This window comes from Streptosporangium sp. NPDC051023 (assembly GCF_040689595.1).
Taxonomy (GTDB): Bacteria; Actinomycetota; Actinomycetes; order Streptosporangiales; family Streptosporangiaceae; genus Streptosporangium.
In genome coordinates this window covers 11,758-33,308 of sequence record NZ_JBFBCE010000079.1, presented here as the reverse complement: position 1 = coordinate 33,308, position 21,551 = coordinate 11,758, and the positions used below count along the sequence as shown (strand labels likewise).

17 protein-coding genes are annotated in these 21,551 nt (G+C 67.4%); 5 read left to right on the top strand and 12 right to left on the bottom strand.

Annotation, left to right across the window (positions count from 1 at the left end):
- The 6 genes from AB0395_RS36955 to AB0395_RS36930 form a co-directional block, all read right to left on the bottom strand.
- Positions 1 to 2,145, bottom strand: coding sequence for a serine protease (locus tag AB0395_RS36955; protein ID WP_366289200.1), 2,145 nt, complete (start codon positions 2,143 to 2,145; stop codon positions 1 to 3).
- 83 nt (positions 2,146 to 2,228) lie between these two features.
- On the bottom strand, positions 2,229 to 2,537 hold the full coding sequence (locus AB0395_RS36950; protein ID WP_366289197.1) for a hypothetical protein: 309 nt from the start codon (positions 2,535 to 2,537) through the stop codon (positions 2,229 to 2,231).
- A gap of 34 nt (positions 2,538 to 2,571) precedes the next feature.
- Positions 2,572 to 3,684 (bottom strand): zinc metalloprotease, encoded by a 1,113-nt coding sequence (locus tag AB0395_RS36945; protein ID WP_366289194.1) that lies wholly within the window; start codon positions 3,682 to 3,684, stop codon positions 2,572 to 2,574.
- A gap of 264 nt (positions 3,685 to 3,948) precedes the next feature.
- Positions 3,949 to 6,231, bottom strand: coding sequence for an NACHT domain-containing protein (locus tag AB0395_RS36940; protein ID WP_366289192.1), 2,283 nt, complete (start codon positions 6,229 to 6,231; stop codon positions 3,949 to 3,951).
- Positions 6,232 to 6,314: 83 nt separating this feature from the next.
- Positions 6,315 to 7,583, bottom strand: a complete 1,269-nt coding sequence (locus AB0395_RS36935) for a YcaO-like family protein (protein ID WP_366289189.1) — start codon at positions 7,581 to 7,583, stop codon at positions 6,315 to 6,317.
- 117 nt (positions 7,584 to 7,700) lie between these two features.
- Positions 7,701 to 7,835 (bottom strand): hypothetical protein, encoded by a 135-nt coding sequence (locus tag AB0395_RS36930; protein ID WP_366289186.1) that lies wholly within the window; start codon positions 7,833 to 7,835, stop codon positions 7,701 to 7,703.
- Between the two features lie 177 nt (positions 7,836 to 8,012).
- Here AB0395_RS36930 and AB0395_RS36925 point away from each other — a divergent pair, with 177 nt between their 5' ends.
- From AB0395_RS36925 to AB0395_RS36915, 3 genes are all read left to right on the top strand, one after another.
- A complete protein-coding gene (locus AB0395_RS36925; RefSeq protein WP_366289183.1) occupies positions 8,013 to 8,888 on the top strand; it encodes a GNAT family N-acetyltransferase in 876 nt (291 codons plus the stop codon).
- 365 nt (positions 8,889 to 9,253) lie between these two features.
- The gene (locus AB0395_RS36920) at positions 9,254 to 10,009 is read left to right on the top strand and encodes an SDR family oxidoreductase (protein WP_366289180.1); all 756 of its coding nucleotides are present in this window, start codon (positions 9,254 to 9,256) and stop codon (positions 10,007 to 10,009) included.
- Between the two features lie 48 nt (positions 10,010 to 10,057).
- The gene (locus AB0395_RS36915) at positions 10,058 to 10,495 is read left to right on the top strand and encodes a cupin domain-containing protein (RefSeq protein WP_366289178.1); all 438 of its coding nucleotides are present in this window, start codon (positions 10,058 to 10,060) and stop codon (positions 10,493 to 10,495) included.
- A gap of 145 nt (positions 10,496 to 10,640) precedes the next feature.
- Here the strand turns inward: AB0395_RS36915 and AB0395_RS36910 are convergent, their stop codons facing one another.
- From AB0395_RS36910 to AB0395_RS36890, 5 genes are all read right to left on the bottom strand, one after another.
- The gene (locus AB0395_RS36910) at positions 10,641 to 12,212 is read right to left on the bottom strand and encodes an MDR family MFS transporter (RefSeq protein ID WP_366289176.1); all 1,572 of its coding nucleotides are present in this window, start codon (positions 12,210 to 12,212) and stop codon (positions 10,641 to 10,643) included.
- 206 nt (positions 12,213 to 12,418) lie between these two features.
- Positions 12,419 to 13,165 carry a DUF6461 domain-containing protein gene (locus AB0395_RS36905; protein ID WP_366289173.1) on the bottom strand — a complete coding sequence of 249 codons (747 nt, stop codon included), beginning with the start codon at positions 13,163 to 13,165 and terminating at the stop codon, positions 12,419 to 12,421.
- Between the two features lie 385 nt (positions 13,166 to 13,550).
- Positions 13,551 to 14,201, bottom strand: a complete 651-nt coding sequence (locus tag AB0395_RS36900) for a hypothetical protein (RefSeq protein WP_366289172.1) — start codon at positions 14,199 to 14,201, stop codon at positions 13,551 to 13,553.
- Between the two features lie 221 nt (positions 14,202 to 14,422).
- A complete protein-coding gene (locus tag AB0395_RS36895) occupies positions 14,423 to 14,878 on the bottom strand; it encodes a DUF6069 family protein (protein ID WP_366289171.1) in 456 nt (151 codons plus the stop codon).
- A gap of 112 nt (positions 14,879 to 14,990) precedes the next feature.
- Complete coding sequence (locus AB0395_RS36890) at positions 14,991 to 16,004, bottom strand: RNA polymerase subunit sigma-70 (RefSeq protein WP_366289170.1); 1,014 nt, start codon at positions 16,002 to 16,004, stop codon at positions 14,991 to 14,993.
- Between the two features lie 366 nt (positions 16,005 to 16,370).
- On the opposite strand from AB0395_RS36890, the gene AB0395_RS36885 reads away from it, so the two are divergent.
- Complete coding sequence (locus AB0395_RS36885) at positions 16,371 to 17,198, top strand: hypothetical protein (protein WP_366289169.1); 828 nt, start codon at positions 16,371 to 16,373, stop codon at positions 17,196 to 17,198.
- 248 nt (positions 17,199 to 17,446) lie between these two features.
- Here the strand turns inward: AB0395_RS36885 and AB0395_RS36880 are convergent, their stop codons facing one another.
- Entirely contained in the window at positions 17,447 to 18,487 is a 1,041-nt protein-coding gene (locus AB0395_RS36880; RefSeq protein WP_366289168.1) for a CHAP domain-containing protein, read from the bottom strand.
- A 262-nt stretch (positions 18,488 to 18,749) separates the two neighbouring features.
- Between AB0395_RS36880 and AB0395_RS36875 the strand changes: the two genes are divergently transcribed.
- Positions 18,750 to 21,446 (top strand): tetratricopeptide repeat protein, encoded by a 2,697-nt coding sequence (locus AB0395_RS36875; RefSeq protein WP_366289166.1) that lies wholly within the window; start codon positions 18,750 to 18,752, stop codon positions 21,444 to 21,446.
- The last annotated feature ends 105 nt before the right edge of the window (positions 21,447 to 21,551 follow it).

Sequence of the window (21,551 nt, the reverse complement as noted above, 5' to 3'; positions counted from 1 at the left end):
TCACAGGACGGAGCCCGGCCGTCCTGGCCGCCCCGGTAGATCCTGGTGCTTCCGGCCGGTGAGCACGTCACCGATCTCACTGGCGACCTCGGGGTGAGTGAGGTACTCCTCAGCGTTGTGCACCCGCTCGGCGGGATTGGTGACCGAGGTTTCGAGCAGTTCTCCGTGCCAGTCGTCACCGAGTGGGCAGCCGATGGTGACCGGGTCGGTCGGGCACCACGCGTTGAGCCAGTGGGCCACCCGCTCGGGGCGTTCTGGACCGCCGGTGAGCAATCGCCGGTAGATGCTGTCCAGGCCGAGCGGGCTTCCGACGGTGACAAGCAGTTCGACGTCCGTCTTCGGGTCGAGGCGGGTGAGCAGGTCCACCGCGACGACCGTGCCCAGGCTGTGGCTGACCAGCACCACCCGGCCGGTATGCGGCATCGTCTGCAGAACGCAGTCCAGGGTCGCCTCCCTGACCTGCCGGTCGTCGAGGTAGGCCGCGACGTCTGCGAAGATCGCGGCAATGGCCAGGCGGTCCAGATCGGTAACGGCGGCCAGCCAGCTCAGTCCCTGGTGGACGACATCTGCCAGTCCCTCCTCGGTGACCGGCCGCGCGGCGGGCATGCCCGCGCGAGTCGCGGCCTCCGTGATCATCTGCTCGTACAGCCGCCGCGTGGTGCCGGAGATCGGAGTTGCCGCCGTGGTCGGGTCAGCGACGATCTCCTTATGCGAGTGCGGAACGACTCTGGACGTCTGCATGGCTTCGGCGAGCAGGTCTCCGTAGAAGGGGAAGTAGACGTCGCCCGGTTCGATCGTGGGCAGCCCGGCACGCGTGAGCCCGCAGTTCAGCCCCGCGACCCAGTACCGGCGCAGGTGTTCGGGGGCCTTTCTCTGCTGGCCTCGGCCGTGCAGGAAGACCAGGTGCAGAGTGCCGCCAAACGCCATCGGGTTGGCGGTCAGACCGGTTCGGGCAGCGACCGCGGGGGAGAGCCCGGCTCCTGGGCGGACCGTGTTCTCATCGGATGGTCCGCGAGCCAGGCGCGTGGAGTCCCCATCGGATGAGCCGTCAACCAGACGCGTGGCGACCGGAGCCGTGACCGACTCCGCAGCGGCCGGAGCCACGACCGACTCCGCGACGGCCGGCTGCGGGCCGACGCCGTCGTGGAATCCCGACTCCGGACCCATCTCGGCCAGGAAGCCCTTGCGGGTCTCGTCGAGCGGCAGCGTGGCCAGATGCTTGAGGATGGCGCTGATACGGACGCCCTCGTTGGAGACCCAGTCGATGGCGTCGTCACCGTCACCGGACTGCCAGATCTGGCCGTCTCGCCGCAGAATCTGGCCTTGGTCGTTGGTTCTGGGTACACCGCCGTGGTGCAGTGCGGTGACCTCCCACTGGTCGTTGTACACGGGGGAGCCGGAGCTGCCCGGCTCGGTGTCGGTCTGGTACTGAAGGAAGTTGTCCAGCCGAACCTCCAGCCTGTTCTCGCGGATGGATATCTCCTTCAACCGGCCGCTGGGGTGACCGATGATGTTGACCGGTTCCCCGAGGACCAGCTTGCCGAGCTGGACACTGAGCCTGTTCCAGCCGAATGTCTCCCCCACCGGCCTGCCGGACACGTCGGCGCTCACCAGGACCAGGGCGAAGTCAAGGTCCTGGTCGGCGACGAAGAAGGCGTCCGGGTCCAGGGTGAACCGCTTGGCCAGCTCAGGCGTGTTGTCAATGGTGGTCTGGGCGTCGAACTCCACGAAGGCCTGCCGTACGGCCCCGATGCGGGGGAACACGTGGTGGTTGGTCAGCAGGAGTCTCGGCGAGACCAGGAAGCCGGTGCCGATCGGCAACTCGCGGCCGTTCTCACTCACCGAGATCCTGGCGACGGTCCGCGCCGCACGGGCTCCGCGCGGCAGGAAGCTCCATGCCTGCAGTTCCTTGGCCACCCCCAGGATGCGTTCGTGCATCGAGGGCCGATCCAGGGCCGTGGCCCGCGTGGCCTCCATCACCGCCTCGACCGGCACCCCCTGACGCTGTATGAGGCGGGCGGCGCGGGCCGCGAGCAGCTCCGGCGAGTCGGGGAAGGCCTCCCCCTGCTCCTGCCTGCGGTGCACCTCATCGCGTTCCGCGGTGCTCCGGCGATACCGTTCGGCGGCGGCCTGGGCGTTGTCCAAGACTTTTTCCTGGACTTCCTCAGATATGTTCACGTCACATCACGCTCCGAATCCCTGACACCCGCGGCAGGCCGTCCGCCCGGTCATTTCGCGATCCTGAGCACGCCGTCCGCGTAAGAGAGCTCGTACGGCGCGCGGCCTCCCTCGGGAAATGAGATGCGCACCCGGCCGTCCTCCTGACGCTGCCAGCGGCCTGTCACCTCCCGTGGGCGGTCGGCCGGGCCGGGAAGAAGTTCGACGAACGTTCCGTCCGCGCGGAACTCCAAACCTCGCCGCGGTCGCCGGGAAGGACGGAACGGGTAGTGCTGTGGGCGGTAGAACGCCGTGCTCTCGGTGTCCTCCTCGTAGGAATGGAGCCATACACCGACGATGTCCGGCGGCGTCTCGCTCACCGGCGACCTCCCTCGGATCTCCCGATGTTCCCGTTCATCCGCCCGGGTGGGCGCTGACCATGCCGAGCGCGGCGCGAATGTCGTCGAGAACCTCAGAGGTCAGCCGCTCGCTGTCGTGCAGGAGCCGCTCCACGTCGCCGTTGGAGCTGGGCTGCAGCGCTTCGGGCATCGCCGTACCGGCGGGTGCGGCCGCCGCGAGGGGCACGCGATCCGACGGCGCGACGAGGAAGGAGGCCCGCTCGCCCTCAAGGCAGGCGTTCATCCGGGTGGCCTGGCCCTGGGTGAAGAGGAACATGGCCTCGTCATCGGTGTAATCCATGTAATTCATAAACATGTCCCCGTTTGGCCCGTTATCGCATGTGGTGCGAGGGAAATTCGGGGTTCCGTGGTTCGCGTCGGCCTGGTTGGGCGTGTCGTCGACCTTGTCGTCGCTGGTGCACGCACCGTCGTCGTCGCCCCAGATGTGGTAGAGGTTCAGCCAGTGGCCGATCTCGTGGGTCGCGGTACGGCCGCCGCCGAAGGGGGGCGCCGCCGTACCGGTCGTCCCGAAGGCGGAGTGGAGGATGACGACGCCGTCGGTCTGCGGCGGCCCGCCGGGAAACTGGGCGTAGCCGAGGAGACCTCCTCGAAGCTGACAGACCCACAGGTTGAGGTACTGGTCGCTCGGCCAGGGGTCGGAACCGCCGGTGGCGCGCGCCTTCACGGCGTCGTCCCAGGTGAAGTCGCCCTCGTCGGTGGCGATCCTGATGATTCCGCTCGTCGGCCTGCCGTTCGGGTCCAGCGTGGCGAGACGGAACTCGACCTGGGCGTCCGCCACCAGCGGCTTCCACACCTCCGGCACCTTGACCACGTCGGGATTGGCCGCCCGGAAGTCCTGGTTGAGGACGACGATCTGGCTGTGAATCTGCTCCTCCCCGATGTTCTGCTCCGGGGCGGTCCGGTTGTGGACCACGTGGACGACGACCGGGATGGCGACCACCTCGGTCCGCCCGGGGGCTTGCCGTCCCCGCTCGTACTGCAGCGCCCGGTTCTCGATCACCGCACGCCGGGCGCGGTAGGTCATGCTCTCGTTGAGCAGCCTGCGGTGCACAAGCATGGTCCCGCACAGATCGCGGGTCGGAGGCCGTGGAAGGCCGAGTTCGGTCATGGCGAGTCCTTTCAGAGTCTGACCAGGCCGGCTCAACCAAGCCGCGCCCGCAAGACCCAAGGCGCTTCTGACGTCTCTACGCCTGTCGTACCATTTATGTACGCCGATAAATATCTCGTATTATGAAAATCACTCAAAGAGGAGATTTCCCGAGGGATGCCGCGAGCCGGCGATGCTCTCACCTTTTCATAAGGCAGAAATGGATTCAGCACCAAGCGGTCACATCTGCACTGAATCACATCACCGGACTCGCCCATAAGAAATCTACGCTCTCACCTCCGGTGGTTCCCTTCGGCTGTCGCAGGAGAACGATTCATCGTCGAAACCGTGCTGACCAGGGGGAGTCTTGCGCCCGTCGCCGTCGAGTTCCGCGTGACGCTGCCGGGAAAGGTGCGTCTGGAGTTCGAAGTGCCGGAACTGATAGAAAGGCCCCTCGGTTCGCAACAGGCCCAAGCGGTGCGCGTCATCCAGGAAACGCATGGCCCGCAACGGCAGTCGCCCCTTGGTGGCCAGACGGGGAATCATCAACTTGTAGGCGAGCCAGGCGTGATGCCTCCCCAGCATGAGCCCGAACACGAGTCCCAGCAGAAGCCCGCCCACGAGAGCGGTCGTCGCGCTTATTCCAGCCTTCAGGGCGATGACTCCCCCCATGAGTCCGATCACCAGACCGCTGAGTGCCCGCAGGAGGGTGAGGTTTCTGTCAGCCTGCCAGGTCGAGCGCGGCGATCGGGCCGTGGTCGTATTGGTGGGATACTCCACCCACCGGATCAGGCCGATCGTGAACACGAACGCGAGCCCGGACAACAGCCCGACCATGAGCGCGCTACTGGCCTGACCATGACTCATGAGCAAGCCCACGAGTGCGCCCAGGAGCCCGACGATCAGCCCGTCCCGCAGGGAGCGGACGAGGAACGAGAGCCTTCCACGAAACTGGAAGTCAGCGTAACCGGGCAGTTCGGTGAACCACGACCTGCTCATGATCATGACGGCGAGCGCGGTCATGAGGCCGGTCACCGCTCCGGCCACGGGCAGCCTCGTCAGGAGACCGATCGTCACCCCCACCACGAGTCCGCACGAAATGCTGACCACCAGGCGGACCGAACGTGTCGGGGTGTACCGCGCCAGACGCCACCAGGCCACATCGTGGCTGTCCCTGTCGAGCAGCTGGGACAGGTAGGTCAGCCAGTGGCGTACCTGTTCGGGATCCCAGGCATGGCGGGGCCGAAAGAGTTCGGCCGGGTCGTCGGCGGGAGGCCGCGAGCTGACGAGAGCGGGGATGAGCTGGTCGCACAGGTGATCGTTCAGGATGGCGGGATCACCCTGCCCAAGGTCCAGCAGCGGACTCGGGTCCTGCCGGGGGACGATGTAGGCGGCGCGGATCAGCCAGAGCCCGAGGGGTGTCGCCCCGACCTCGGCGAGGGCGGGAGCGGTGCCCTGCCGTAGCGCGTCCAGGACGCGAGGCCAGGTGTGGTGAGGTCGGGCGGGAAGGCACGCCTGCAGATAGTCGGCCGCCGCTCCGGTGGAAAGCGGGGAGGGCTCGATGACCGCCGCCGCGGCGAGAACGTCACCGACCGCTTCGACGGACTCCGCGAACTGGGCCGTACGGCAGGTAAGGATCAGCTGATCGCGGTCGTGCATCGATCGGTTCAGCGCCGCGAGAATGCCGGCTCTGGCCTCGCCGGGCAGCTCGTCCAGCCCGTCCAGAACGGGCAGTACCTCACCGCGGGTCGCCAGTGTTCTCGTGGCGTCCGGGCCGGTCTCCTCGGCATGCAGTGCGGGATAGTCCATGCCGAGGCATTCCGCCAGCCAGTCGTGTAATCGGGGGTGGATTTCCGTGTCCCAGCGTGCCGCGGACAGCAGCACCGGGACGGGCTCACCGGGAAGTCGCGTTCTCAGAAGTTCCATGAGCAGCTGCACGGCCAAGGTCGTCTTTCCCGTTCCAGGGCCGCCGATGATGACAAGGCGCCGAGATTGCAGTGCGCGGAAGTCGTTGGCCATGTTGGCGATGTGGTCGTTCAGGCTGGGAAAGCTCAGGACCCCCTTGGCGATCAGCCGTGGACGGTCCGTCAGTTCTTCGTGTTCGGTCGATCGCCACGGGACCGGAATGGGCTCGGGATGTCCGATCGACCACAGGACCGTTTCATCTCTCCACTGATCGGTCACCAGGCCCGCGAGGACGTCCTTGGCCTTGTCGATGTCGGCAGGGGCGGGAGCGGCCGACGGTTTGTTTGACTTTCGCCACCAGGACGACAGCTGCACCAATCCGTTCGCCACTCCTATGACGCCGGCCACCGTGGCCAGGACCTGGGCGATGTTCAGAACCTTAAGCTTTTCCTCCCATTTCGGGAGCGGCATTTCCTTCACCAGCAGGAGAAGCAAGATCGCCAAGGCCAAGAACAAGATCCCCACCGCCACCGAGGCCTTGGGGTCAGAGCTCCGTTTTCGACGGGTCCTTCCCATAGGACCATCATGCGAGCGCCCGACAGCCGAAAGGAACAAGGAAACTTTAAATAAATGCCTGATTAACCAGAAAACACGCACATTCACGTATACGCAGGTCAAACCTCCGGCATCATCAGGCAGTACGGCTCGGCGTGGCCGGACCGCCGAAGAGGGAGGCGTTGGAAAAGTCACCCCGGGAAACCGCGGTCTCCCGCGGCGGCCCATCCACGGAGGCCGGGCAGGACCAGATTGCCGTCCGTGATCAGCATGAAGCGTTCCAGGCCGGGCACGACGACGTGCACCGCGGTGATCTCCCCGGCGACCGCGGCCACCGTCCGCCGGTAAGGCGTGTAGCCGCGCGCGGCCAGGAGGGCGCACAGCTCGCGCAGTTGGCGACGGGGGTGCCCCGGCGCCCCGCGGGCCGATGGGAAGGGAACCGTGCGAGCACCTCGCAGGTGCCCGGTGAGGTCGAAGCGCCCGCATGCGTACAGCTCGGGATAGCCGGCGAGGCCGGCCGGCTCACCGCGGCGTGAGGCGTCCGACCACGGCAGGGTTTCCCCCAGGGTGCTCTGCAGGAGTTCGGTGAGCGCCCGCCAGGCGGCGTAGGCGGGGCTGAGCGAGGTGCCCACGCCACGCCGGTGCGGCCCGCGGAAGGCTGGGGCGCTGTAGGCGAGCATGGTGGGCACTCCCACGTCGCTGGCGATGTCCAGCAGATACACCCGCGAGCCGATGAGCTGCTCGGTCGCCGCGTGTACGCGCTCCAGCTCGACCGGCAGAGTCGCCGAGTCGATCACGGTGGGACAGAAGTCGGCCGTGCCCAGGAAGGCCCGCACCAGAAGCAGGGACAGCGCGTCGCGTTCGATGGTCTCGTTGAGCGCGTGCAACAGCGCCTCGTCCTCGGTGACGCCGACGGCCGAGCCGCTGTTGCAGCTGTAGCGCATCAGGTGGGCGTAGTCGCAGACGTCTCCCGCCCGCTCGCGCAGCGGGGCGGCATGGGTCTCCACATACCAGGGGGCCGACAGGAACAGCGGCACCGGTGTCCCACGTCCTCCTTCCAGGGAGCGATAACGCCGGCACGCCACACGCTCGGAGGGGGTCCGCGCCAGCGGCGTCATGCAGGCCTCGTGTCGCAGCGGCCCTGCCGCGATCTCGGCCGCCTCCACCAGCTCGACGGCTGTGGGATCGAACAGGGCCGGGCCGGTCAGATAGTGCTCAAGCGCCTCGAACAGCGCTCCCACGCGGGCCTCCTCGCGCTGTCCCTTGCCCATCCCCAGGGCCGCAGCCGGCATGTCCCCGTCGCGGGTGAGCAGACGGCACGCCCAGGCGGTCGGATCGTGGCCCCGGCCCAGGTCCGTCAGCACGGGCTCCAGGCCCAGTTCCCCCAGCGCCGCCATCACCCGCCTCGCGGCCTCCGGCAGCGGTACCACACGCTCAACCCCGGACGGCGGCCCGCTCATCCGATTTCTCTCACCTGGCGATCTCCGCATCCGGCGCCCTTTTCCTCCTCCTTGCCACTACCTGGATTGGAAAGAGATGATGGGCATGGATTGACCCCGGCCGTACGCCTTGTTGGTCTACTTCTCAGTCGCCGCCGTCCGGGCTTTTTTCGCGTCCAGAATTTCCTTCAGCCGCTCACGCTCGGCTTCGGTCAATTCCTGCTCGCTTCTGTCCAGCGATTCGGCACTTCTGTAGTCGAGACCGTGACCCATGAGGATCGCCTCCCTTCACATGTGGTCCTCGGAGTTCCCGGAAAAATATCCAATGAAAACAGCGAAAAGTACATATGCGGCAAAAGTTCAATCCCCTGCCGGATCAGACACCGGCCATCCGCGCGGGCCGGTCCGGCGAGCGAAGGATGATCGGCCGCCCTGGAAGGATGATTCGACATGACGGTTTCCATGCGGAAGTACGGCGGTGCCGACGATCTGCGGGCGATGCAGGAGCTGGCCCAGCGCGTCTGGTCCACCAGCGGCCCACATCACGTCGGGGATCTCGCCTGGGGAAGATTCATGTTCCCCGCAGCACAGGTCGACTGGCCGATCGCGCTGTGGGAGTCCGGCGGAAGGGTGGTCGCCTGGGCCTGGGCGCAGCTTCCCGACGATCTGAGGCTACAGGTCGATCCGGAGCATCCCGGACTGCTGGAGGAGGTCCTGGACTGGTTCGACGGGCTGGCCGGCAGTAGGACCCGTGAAATCAACCCGCTGGACGCGCAGGGCGATGTCCGCAAGGCGCTCCTGCGGCGCGGGTACGAGGCGTTGGACGACGAGGCGCCCTTCTTCGCCTACCACGAGCACGAGCTCGATGACCTGCAGAAGCCGGTGGTGCCGCAAGGGTTCACGGTACGGGCCGTCCGGGGATCCGAGGACCTGGATCGGCGGGTGGCGGTGCATCGGGCGGCGTGGAATCCCTCCCGGGTGACGCCGGAGTCCTACAGTTCGATCATGGCGGCGTGGCCCTACCGGACCGACCTGGACTGGGTTGTCGAAGCTCCCGATGGGCGCTTCGCCGCCAACTGCCTTGTCTGGTACGACGACGTCAATCGGGTCGGGCTCATCGAGCCGGTCGGAACCGACCCGGAATTCCGGCGGCTCGGGCTGGCGCGGGCCGTGTGCCTCGCCGCCCTGCACGCGCTGGCCGAGGCGGGCGGGGAGCGCGCGGTCGTCTGTCCGCGAGGCGACGCCGCCTATCCGATTCCGCAGGTGCTGTACCGGAGCATCGGATTTCGTCCGTACGGGCGATCCCGCACCTACCGGAAGGCCTGAACCGCCGGCCTGAATCGCCCGTCGGCACGGAGTCCGGCGAGCCCTCCTGACGGGCACACGAGGGGTGCCGGGCGGCGAGACGCCCCCGGCACCCCTCGCATTTCATGATCAACTGCAATGTTCGCGAGATTCTCGTTCTCAGAAACGAGCGATAAAGCCCCCGCGGGTTGGATGACCTGCCGGGCCGCCGACTCATCCTGTCGCAGGTCAGTGGGTACGTTCAGAGTGCAGATCCGGATCGTCGACAGTCTCGTCTGCGGCCTGGAAAAGAGTTTCGCGGCAGCTGTCACAAGTCCGGAGGCTGCCCTGTCTTAGCTGGCGACCGGCTGGCACATGGGTGCCCCGGCCGACAGGAAAGGTGTGCCATGAAGATCGTCGTAGTCGGCGGGACCGGCCTGATCGGGTCGAAGCTGGTGACGAAGCTGGGTGAACACGGTCACCAGGCGGTGGCGGCGGCGCCGAGCACCGGCGTCAACACCCTCACCGGCGAAGGGCTGGCGGAGGTGATGGTGGGCACGCAGGTGGTGATCGACGTGTCGAACTCGCCGTCGTTCGAGCCCGCCGCGGTGCTGGAGTTCTTCGAGACCTCCACCGGCAACCTGCTGGCCGCGGAGGCGGCGGCCGGCGTCGGTCACCACGTCGCGCTGTCGGTGGTGGGCACGGAGCGACTGTCCGAGAACGGCTACTTCCAGGCGAAGATAGCCCAGGAGCAGCTGATCCAGAAGTCGTCGATCCCGTTCTCGCTCGTGCACGCGACCCAGTTCTTCGAGTTCGTCCGGAGCATCGCCGACGAGGCGACGGACGGCGACACGGTGCGGATCGCGCCCGTGCTCTTCCAGCCCATCGCGGGCGACGAGGTCGCGCAGGCGGTCGGCAGGGTCGCGGTGGGCTCGCCGTTGAACGGCCGGGTCGAGGTCGCCGGACCCGAGCGGTTCCGAATGGACGAGTTCTTCCGCGACGTGCTGGCCGGTTGGGGCGATCCGCGTCAGGTGGTCACCGATCCGCACGCGCACTACTTCGGAAGCGAGCTGGGCGAGCGGACGCTGGTGCCGGGTGACGGCGCCACCCTCGGCCAGATCCGCTACCGCGACTGGTCCGACCCCACCGCCGTGGGCAGGTAGCGCACCCCGCCCCGACTCTGTCATCCCTAGGTACGAGAGGTCATTCCCATGTCAGACAACGACCCGGCAACCACTGGAGCCACGCCGAGATCGACCGCGTGGCAGACGGCGCTGACCGTGCTGCAGGAGGCCGAACCGCCCTTCATCCCGCAGGGCGTGCACGTGATGACCGTGGTGATCGAGTTCCCGCCCGGCGACCCCGGCACGCCGCCGCACCGCCACTCCGGGCCCGCGTTCGGCTACGTGCTGGAAGGCGAGATGCTGTTCGAGCTGGAAGGCGAGCCGGAGCGGGTCGTACGCGCCGGGGAGGCTTTCTGGGAATCGGGCGGCGACGTCATCCACTACCAGGACGGCAACAACCGCGACGACGTCCCACTGCGGTTCACCGTCACGATGCTGTGCGAGCCGGGCAAGCCGATGCTCACCCTGGTGGACGAGGAAGAGCTCGCCCAGCGCAGGGATCGCCGCGCCCCGCGCCCGGCCTGAGCCCGCCTACGCGTCGGCGGCTCGCCACGGTGAGCGCTCCCCCCGCCTGCTCGCCTCCGGCCGGATCACCATGACCCGCCGCGGCATCCCCGCCACCATCAATCTCGCCCCCCGAACTCGCACTTCCGCCTGTCGGCAGCCGCCGTCACACCGGTTTTACCGGCTCGGGTTCCTCCTGGACCTCGGCGACGCTCTCGACCTCACCGGCGCTGCCCGCTCGGGCCGGTAGGAGCAGGGCGGTGACGATCACGATCACGGACAGCGCCGCGCCGATGATGAAGGCCAGCCGCATGCCGTCGAGGTTGGCGAGCACCTCCGTGGCCCCCGCGGATCTCAGGGCATCGGCTCGCGCGCTCATCACGGTGATCATGAGCGCGGTGCCGATGGCCGAGGCGACCTGTTGCAGGGTGCTCAGGATCGAGCTGCCGTGAGAGTAGAGCGACGGTGGAACCGCGCCGAGCCCGAGGGTGAACACCGGGGTGAAGGTCGCGGCCAGACTCACCATCAGCAGGGCGTGCAGACCAAGGAGCTGCCAGAACGGCATGGTCATCGTGACCTGGGTGAAGCCGACGAGCGCGAGCGTGATCCCGATCGCGCCGGGGATGACCAGAAGCCGACCGCCGAACCGGTCGAACAGGCGGCCGACGGTCGGACCGAGCAGCCCCATCGCGAGGCCGCCCGGCATCACGATGAGTCCGGTCTGCAGGGCGCTGAGCCCTCGGATGTTCTGCAGGTACAGCGGCAGCAGGATCATCGAGCCGAGCATCGCCATGCAGGCCACCGACATCAGGATCAGCGCGACCGTGTAGGTGCGGTGGCGCAGGGTACGCAGGTCCATCAGCGGCGCGCCGCGCTTCTGCAACGACAGCTGGCGGACGACGAAGACGGCGATGGCCAGCAGGCCGACCGCCACGATCGCGACGGCGACGCGGACGTCACCGCCCTCGAACCGGCTGAGCCCGTAGACCAGACCGCCGAAGCCGATGGCGGCGGTCACCACGCTCAACCAGTCGATGGTGCTGAACTGGGGCTCCCCGATGTTCTCGAGCTGCTTCAGTCCGCGCCAGGTGATCACGGCGGCGATGGGGAACACCACGGCGAACAGCAGCCGCCAGGACCCGAATTGGAGGATGACCCCCGAGACCGTCGGACCCATCGCGGGCGCGACCGAGATGGCCAGCATGACGTTGCCCATCACCCGGCCCCGGCCCGCCTCGGGCACCACCTGCATCAGCGTGGTCATCAGCAGCGGCATCATCACCGCCGTCCCGGACGCCTGGATGATGCGGGCGCCCAGCAGCACCTCGAACGTCGGCGCGATGGCGGCCAACGCCGTACCGAGCAGGAACAGACCCATCGCGGTGCTGTAAGCGCGGCGGGTGGACACCCGCTGCAGGAACCATCCGGTGATCGGGATGACAGCGGCCATGGTCAGCATGAAGGCGGTCGAGAGCCACTGCGCGGTCTGCTCGGTGATGCGCAACGCGCCCATCAGCCGTGGGATCGCGTTGATCATGATCGTTTCGTTGAGGATGACAACGAACGTGGCGAGCACCAGCAGCCCGATCACGGGCGGGGTGCGCTCCGAAACGGTGGCTGCGGGCTTGGCAGGTAAGTCAAGCTGTGTGCGGGACACGGAACCTCGATCAGGGTCGTCGGACATGACGTCGTCGTTGCTGGCGTTCCAGCCGGAGGTCTCACAGGAGGTTGTGGTCACGCAAAGACTGACGGACACCACCGACAAAATTCATCGCCCAAGCCCAGCATTCCGGTAGGTGAGGCGAAATGTCACCCGATTTTCACCTGCACCGGACCACCTTCAGCTCATGCGAAGGAGCGTCCGCATCACCCCTGACCTGGGCGAACAACATGCCCCGAGAGTTGGGCCACCACGGCAGCGAGCACCACGAACCGGGACACTCCTCAGCCGTTGCGCTGATCGCGGATCACGTAGCGGGTGTGGGTCCCGTCCATCCACTCCCGGTCGATCTCCCTGCCCGTCACCCTGCCGACGAGCGCCAGGGCTGAGGTGAGGCAGGTCGCCAGGGGCGGGCTGTACCCGTTGACAGCGAGCCCGATGAAGTGCTCCCACCCGTCGGGGATGTCATCCCCGTAGTCCTCCTGCCCGTTCTCCAAACGGGCCTCCTCCCACGCGCAGTACTCCAGCCACTCCGCAGGCAGTTCCGGATCGCTCTCCCAACCGGAGTCGTTCAGGTCGAGCTGCAATCCTTGGGCGTAGGAGTCGAGCGCCCAAGGATCGCGTCCCCACCGCTTTCCGGGGACGGTGACGCTGAAGTCCGTGACGTAGTCACCGTTGACCACGTATCCAAGATCACGCGGCCCGTTGATGTCCCAGCTCATCAACAGCGCCCGGCCGCCGTATGAAAGCTCCCGTAGAGCCCGATCGCAGTCGAACCCTCGTACCTGGATGATCTGCGTCCAGTCCGCCGTCAGCCGACCGGCCCAAACGACCCCCGCATCACCGTCGGCAGGTCCCCCGCGCAGGATGTCCGTCCAGGTGCACTCAACCGCGTCGTCCACGTCGGCGACCGACGCCCCCAGACACCGGGCGGCCTCCCACACTTCCAGACCCTCCACCCACGCGGCCATGAACCATTCGCCCATGCCGTAGGACCGCACAAGGTGCCATAGACGCTCCGACTGCCGCATTCCCACTTCCTGACCGCTCAGCGCTCGTTCCTGAAGCGACTCAAGCAGACATCCCTGACAGTCCCGCGATCGACGGCACGGGAGCCGAGCCCGATCCGGCTCACCGTGAGAGAAGGCATCACAAGAGCGGTGGAAGCCATCCGGGGGCCAAGCCTGTTGGCAAGACAGCGAGACGATCAAGAAAAGCAGAAGGCACCTGAGCTGGTAATCCCTGCTCAGAGGCCTTCTTGCATCTGCGCGGCCGAGAGGGCTCGAACCCCTAACCTTCTGATCCGCAGGGAAGGGCAGATGCCTCGTCAGGGGACTTCTGCCCTGGTGAGGCGGCGGATACCCTCTTTGGCAGGCGCTCACCTGTCTCGCCTGCAGGCCGTCTTCACAGGTCAGCTCAGCCCTGCCAGGCAAGGAAGTCGTAGGCTCGTGCCAGGTCATCGGCCCAAGACACATCGTGATCGCGCTCGAACGCGCCGTACAGCCGATCTCGCACCATGCTGCGGTGCATCCAGGTGAAGACCGCGTCGGGCAGTTGTACCCCGCCGACCCACCCGATCACCAGGTCGGCGAGGTGACGGTCTGCTGCTGGGGTACGGATAGTTTCCCAAGCATGGAGGAACGGTCCCATACTGCTGGAGAACTCGCCGGCCACGCTAAGGAATCCGGCCGCGTCGCCAAACGAGCCGACCTGAGGCGGATACTCCGCCAACAGCGACCGCCAGACCGCCATAACGTAGCCGTCGACGGCCTCCCGTTCGGCCGCCGGCCAGGTCCGCCAACCCTCCCGAACCAGCATGCTCAGGACAACACTCGGGTAGAGATCATTTCCGGTGACGAGCCGCTCTAACAGTAACGGCAGCAGACTCTTCACGTCGTCGCTGGTCCCGACTGTGTTTCCCAAGCTGATCGTCAGTGAGAACAGATGATCCTCGTCCACCGGCACCGAACCGCGACAGTGCGGGCAACCCTCGAGCACTGCCCGCCGTGGGTAGCGAGCAAATGTCTCTCGAAGCCGTCCCACTGCCGCCGCCAGTTCATCTTCCACCCGCAGAGTGTCGCACCCGGTATGCGCAAGCCCGGCACGCGTAGGTGTCAGGGCTCAGCTGCGAGCACGTCCTGGCGCGACTTGAGCCCGACGTCGACCCGAGAGGGTCAGATCCCGGTTGACCAAGAAAAGGAACCTGGAATGGAGGGTGGCAGCACCGGGGGCCACGTTGGTGCGCTCGCGCACGCCCTTGCGCCGCGCGTTGTCCCGTTGCGGGATCGTCAGTCGCTCCGGGTGCGGAGGCTCCGCGTCAGGGTGGGGATCATCACCGTCGCAGGGACGAGGTGTAGCCCGAGGAGGGCGATGGTGGTGGCGGTGTTCGCCCCGGACAGGAGGGGCGGGATCAGCGAGATCGCGGTCAGCGACACCGCCGTCCACACGAATCGCTCGGCGGGGCGAGCGCTCCACCGAAGAAGAGCGAGGGCGATGACGATGCCCACGACCGAGAAGAAGCCGGTCACCACGGCGAACCCGGGCAACGGGATCGTCTCGCCACCATCGGGGACCTCGAAGTCGACGCCGACGGCCTGGGCAAGCACAGCGACGAGGGTGGTGGCCGCCATCGCCGCGAGCGTGGCGACGAAGCCGGTGCCGGCGAGCCCGCGGAGCCGGTGAGTGCGGCTGGTCCGGCCCGATGCCGGGCCTGCGACGACCCCGGTGTCGTTCATGCTGTTCATGTCATCCTCCATCATTCGGTGACTGGCGTAGGAGTGTGGTGACCGGCACGTGACGGTCCTGGCCCCGGGGGTGACGATGCGCACCCTCGCCGTGCGAGCGTCCGCACCGGGACTACTCCGTGCCGTCCGCCGGCAGGCGCTCCGGCAGCCCGAGCCGCGGGAACCGGTCGTCGTGGAACGTGACGATCTCGGTGATCGCCCCGCCGGTGACGCGCAGGACGTCGATCGCCAGCGGCAGGTAGGCGCCCTCCCGCTTGCGCCAGAGGTAGAAGGCGACGGCGGGTTGCCGGTTCACGGAGGTGAGGACGGCGCGCAGGTGCTTCATGTCCTCGAAGCCGCTCTCGACCCAGTCGTTCACCACCGTGTCGCGGCCGACGTGCAGGCCCGGCGTGGGCGGCATCGAGTATCGGACGTCGTCCCGCAGCAGTGCGGCGAGCCCGTCGACGTCCGTGGCCACGCTGGCGTCGGTATAGCGGCGCACCAGCTCGCGCGTCCCGGCGTCCTCCTCGCCGCCGGTCCAGTCCTGCCGTTCGGCGGGCAGGTGCTCCCGCATGCCGGCGCGGGCCCGCTGCAGCGCGCTGTTCACGGAGTTGACGGAATCCCCGAGGAGCTCCGCGACGTCCTTGGCCGGCCAGCCGAGCACGTCCCGCAGGATCAGCACAGCCCGCGGGCGCGGCGCGAGGTGCTGGACCGCGACCAGGTAGGCCAGCTCGATCGTCTCCCGCGCGACGGCGACGGTCTCCGGCTCGTCCGCGTCGCCCGCGGGCAGTTCGTCGAGCAGCCGGTCCGGGTAGGGCTGCAGCCACAGCACCTCACCGCCGGTCGCAGGCTCCGGGCGGCACTTGGCGAGCAGGTCCAGGCAGGCGTTGGTGGCGATCCGGTACAGCCAGGCCCGGAACGTCGAGCGCCCCTCGAAGGTCTCCCGCCGCCGCCAGGCACGAAGGAGCGTCTCCTGCACGGTGTCCTCGGCGTCCTCGAACGACCCGAGCATCCGGTAGCAGTGCACGTGCAGCTCCCGCCGGTGCCGCTCCGCCAGCCCCGAGAACGTCGGCTCGTCGACCTCGCCCAGCCCGCTCACGCCCAGACCACTCACGCCCGGTTCCTCCAGCCGCGTGTCCGCACTCATCACGTCATCCTTCCGCCCCGTCGTGTCCCGTCGCAGGTATGACGGATGCGGGCGCGACAACTCATCACCGGGGCCGGTCGGCATGGCTGATCCAGTGACGGATCCGGTGGCGGAGCACGACGCGCGGTACGGCGAGGAGGGCGCGGGCCCGCCGGAGTGACAGAGGAGGGCAGGGGCGGCTCGCGGGGTGGACCGGGCTAATCCGAAAATACGAGAGCGGACGCAAGGACTACCCCATCCGCCTTCATCGAGGGCTATACCACTTGGAATCACCGGCCTGCACAGAATTGTTATAATCCATCCCTTATCTCTCCAACACCACCCTCTTACTCTTTTCCCTGCTATATCCCCTAAACAAGGACGCTGATGAAGCTCTTCCTCACAGGCCTCGCGGCAACGGCCGCGGCCGTGTGCACGGTGGCCGTACCCGCTCAGGCGGCATCCGTCGCATCCGTGCAGGCCGCTCCGGTGGACCCGGTGAAAGCCCTGAAGGCTCAGCTGGTCACGGGCAAAGGCGTAAAGATCACCGAATCAGGCGGCATCACCCTTGATTTCACCGCCAACGACCAGGCTATGCAGGTACAGGTGAACACCCGCACGGTCGGCACCCTGGCTTTCGACAAAGGCAACGTAGCGGCTGCCGACCTCCGCGTCCGCATGTCCTCACGCCAGAAAGGGCCCAACCCTCCCTACCGGGTCATCGCTGAGGGCAGAAACGCCTACGTGACCAACGCCGGCATCGCCAAGGCGCTGCCTTCCGGTCGTTCTTGGATCCAGTCGAAGACCAGTGAGCACGAAAACACTGTCCTCAACATGGGCGTCACTCCAGCGGAACTGCAGTTCATGCTGGACAAAGCATCAGAAGTAGCGACTGGCGAATATCAGGGCACCGCCAAACTCGCTGACTTCCGGCACGACAAGTCCGCCGGGGAAGGCGACGTCGAGTTCCACCTGTACTTCGATGAACACAACCTGCTCACCCGCACGGTCGTCGACACGACGGCCTACCCGGACAGCGGCAGCACGGCCTATGACCAGATGGTCTTCCACACCGATACCAAGTATTCGGACTGGGGCGCCAAGGTGAAGATCGCCGCACCGGCGGCCAGCAAGGTCATCAGCGAGAGGAAACTTAACGCGAAGACCCGCAGGGCCGTCATAAAGGCTGGCTATCCCGAGAGCGGCCCCTTCTAACCTACGTCAAGAAGGAACCGAAACCCGTTTATATCTTTCCCATCTGAGCGGCGTCCCCTTCGGAGGGGCGGGGGAACTGATCAGGCCAGGGCGGCGGCGCCGGCGCTGATCAGCAGACCGCGGCAGGACAGGTGGTGGGCGGGGGCGGTGTCCTTGGTATCCGACATCCCGTCGGCTCCCTTCGAACGTGGTCGCGGCGTGCGGCCGCCGGAGAACGCCCGGCACCGCACGCCGCTGAGGTGACACCGTCAGATGTTGACGAAGCGGGCCGGCCTGCCACCGGGGGCCCAGCCGAGCCCCCAGCCGGACCAGGCGCCGGGCATGTGCCAGTTCTCGTAGACGTTGCCGTCCCCGCCGACGCCGTAGACCACGTTGGTGCCGCGGAAGTCGTGGAAGGCGTTCGGGGTACCGATCAGGTGGCCGCTCGGCGCGCTGCTGAGGGTGTGCCAGCCGGACCACGGGCCGTTGCCGGGCTGGGTCTGGTAGTTCTCCTGGACGTTGCCGTTCAGGTCGACGGCGTCCACCACTGTCTTGCCGTACCAGTCGGTGAAGACGCTGGGCGAGCTCTCGAAGTGAGCGCCGCCGGTCGGCGAGCCGAGGCCGAGTTCCCAGCCGGACCACGGGCCGCTGGCGGTCTTGGTCTGGTAGTTCTCGTAGATGTTTCCGTTGCCGGCGGTCGCGTAGACGACGGTCTTGCCGTTGTAGTCGACCACACTGGTGTGCAGGCCGCTGCTGAGCGGGGCGGGGGCACCGACGGGAGAGACGTAACCGAGGAAGTCGTAGCCGGGTTCGAGGCTGGCCTCGATCTGGTCGGGCGTGCCGCTGACCTCGGTGACGGCGTTGCTCTGGTTGCCGCCGATCTCGGTGAGGGTGCCGTCGGAGTGCACCGACTCGACGATGCCGATGTGCGCTCCGCCGCTGGCCTTGGTCGGGAAGCCGCTGCCGCCGAAGATCATCGCGTCGCCCGGCTGCGGGACGTAACCGGTCGGGTCGTGCCAGGTACCGTTGTTGTCTCCGTAGTTGACGAAACTGGTCACGGACCAGGTCAGCGCGGAGACGCCGACCCCGCCCTGCGACCAGGCCCACTTGGCGAACGCGGCACACCAGTTGAGGTTGCAGGGGATGCCGTCATAGGTGGAGCTGCAGCCGCCTCCCAGCCGGCCGTGGGCGGCCGAGACGATGGTGGTGCTGTTCACCGCGGCCGAGGCGGACGACACCGGGAGCAGCACTGCCGAGCTTGCCACCAGGGTGGCTGCGACCGCCCAGGCGGCGCAGTGGTCCGCTGGCATGCCCCCTGCGGCCGGGGAAGGTGGATCGGAACATGTACCGCGCTTCCTTCCATGAAAGGTGAATGCTGTTGGGGTCGGGCATCACAGGCGATTCCTGACACCTGCCAGGACGCTCGCCAGGTTGATGCGTTTGCTCGCTGAGGTGCTCCGTGGCCGGGTAATGGGGCCCGGCCGGGACCCATCCTGCGCGGGTGGAGAACGTAAGGCCCGAATCCGGGGCAACTCTGGTCAGTCAACTCTGGTCACCAGTAGGGTCTTGGCCATGCTGGGGGGAGAGTCGAAGACCTCTGAGGGCTACGACGTGCCGGATCCGGCACGAGCGGGCGACCTGCCAGAGTTCATCGCGTTGCTGGACGGGCTGCGTTTGCAGTCGGGGGAACCGTCGTATCGGACGCTGGCCCGTCGCATCGGTCCGCTGATGCGCCCGCCGCGTGAGGTGAGCCAGTCCACCGTCTGGGCGGTCTTCCAGTCCCGCAGACGGCGCTTGGACCTGGACCTGGTGATCGCAATCGTCCGGGCGCTGGGATTGGACGAGTCGGCCGTCGACGAGTGGCGCCAGGCGTACCTGCGCGTTCAGCGGGACGCGAAGGCCGGCGGCCCGACGGGAGTCTTCCGGCAGCTGCCGCCGGACCTGGCCACGTTCACCGGACGGCACAACGAGCTCGACCGGCTGACGACGGCGGCCATGGTTCCGCCGACTGGAGCGACCACAGTCCGGGTATGGGTGATCGAGGGCATGGCCGGGGTCGGCAAGACCCAGCTGGCTCTGCATGCCGCACACAAGCTGGTCGCGGCCGGCCACTACACCGATATCCAGTTGTACGCGAACCTGCGCGGGTACGACCCGGACAGACCGCCCGCCGACCCGGCGGCCGTACTGGATTCGTTTCTGCGGCAGCTGGGCGTCGCAGCCCAGCACGTCCCGCAGACGTTGGAGGAACGGGCGGCGATGTTCCGGGACCGCATGCACGGTCATGCCGCCCTGGTGGTGCTGGACAATGCCGCGGAGGCCTCTCAGGTACGGGATCTGATCCCGAGCAGCCCCACCTGCCTCGTGATGATCACGAGTCGGCGTAGCCTGACCGAGCTGCCTGAGGCGACCATGCTGATGCTCGACGTGTTCGAGCCGCAGGAATCGCTGCAACTGCTCGAACGGATCGCCGGGGCAGACCGGGTCGGCGCCGAACCGCAGGCCGCGCGGCGGATCGTCGAGTTGAGCGGTGGCCTTCCGCTGGCTGTGGCACTGGCCGCCGCCCGTCTCCGCTCCCGTCCGACCTGGAGCCTGCAAAAACTCGCCGACCGTCTGGCCAAAGGAGCAGGCGCGGAGGACGGCGTGACGGCGGTACTCGACCTGTCGTACCAGGGCCTGCCGCAGGCCGCACAACGCGTACTCCGACTGCTGGGCACCGACCCCGGGTTGGACGCCACCGTTGACTCTGTCGCAGCGCTGGCCGGCATCGACCTGGACGAGGCCGACCAACTGCTGGAGCTGTTACAGGATGAGCACCTGGTGCAACAGCAGGTGCTGGACCGGTACGAGCTCCACGACCTCGTGCGGGCCTTCGCCGCGGAGAGGTGCCGGGCCGTTGACTCGCCGGCGGACCGGAACGCCGCGTCGACCCGCTGGCTGGACTGGAATCTGCACTCTGTCTACGCGGTCACGGAGCTGGTCAACCGGAACCGGTACCGCAACGGCGACCTACCGCGTCCGCCGACGCTCCTGGTGGTCGAGCCGGCTGACGGCGAGGAAGCACGCGCCTGGCTGTCCGCCGAGCGCGCGAACCTGCTGGCGGCGACCCGGTACGCCGCCACCGAGGGCTGGCCCGGGCACGCCTGGCGCTTCGCCCAGGCGCTGTGGACGTACTACTACACATCGGGCCTCAATTCCGACTGGGCGCAGAGCCTTCGCCACGGCCTCGCCGCAGCCGAGGCAGATGGCAATGTCGCAGCGCAGGCCGAGCTCTGGCACGCCCAGGGGAACTCCGAAGTCGTGGCCGGCCGCTTCGACCGGGCGTTGCCCCATACCCGCGAGGCTCTGCGACTTCGCAAGATCGTTGGGGATCGCGCGAAAACCGCATCCACTCTCGGCAATCTGGCCTGTGTCCTGTCCGATATGGGGCAGTACAGGCAAGGCATGGAGATCTTCCACGAGGCTCTCGCCCTCATGCGGGAGACCGACAACCGCCATGGCGAAGCGACCTGCCTGCACAACATGGGCATCGGGGCCTACGCGATGGGCCGCCACCGTGAAGCCTTGGACTTGTTGGCCAAGGCCCTGATGCTGTATCGGGAGTCCGGGAGCGAGGACCACCAGACGTTCGTCCTGGTCGCCATCGGGCTGAACATGAGCTTGCTGGGCGAGCGCGACCAGGCCGCGGCCGCGGTGGCCGAGGCCGTGACGCTCGCGGAGCAAACGGGCGCGGACCGACGCCTAGCCCCGGCAATCAACGTCCTTGGCATGCTGGCCACCGAACGGGGCGACTACGAGGAAGCCGCCCGAGCCTACCGACGGGCGCAGACACTCGCTCGTGAGATCGGTGACTGGGGCGAGGAGACTGAGGCGGTGTTCGAACTCGGAGTCAACGCCCTGCAAGCCGGCAATCCAGCCGACGCGCTGGAGTTCTTCGACCAGACTGCCGCTCATCTGGCAGACCGGAAGTATCACCGGTGGATGCAGCTCCTGCCCCAGTATCGGGGGGACGCGCTGCTCGCCCTCGGCGATCCGGCCGGTGCGGCTGAGCTTTACCAACAAGTGCTCACCTGCGAGGAGAACTCGGAGACGGTTGTGAGAGCACGCGCCGCCTACGGCATGGCCCGCATCGCTCTGACCGAGAACCCGCCAGACCGCCGCATCGCCCGGACGTTGCTCCAGGAGGCACTGCGGATCCTGGACGAAGCCGAGTTCCCCTCACTGGAGAAGACCATCACCGCGACACTCGGCGAGGTTGAGCACGGGTAGGCACGACGCCGTGGACGCCCTTGACCACCCGGGTCGGCCCACGGCCCCTTCGGCTCCGAACTCACGGTTCCATCATCACGCGCACCGACACCCAGGTCGGCAACA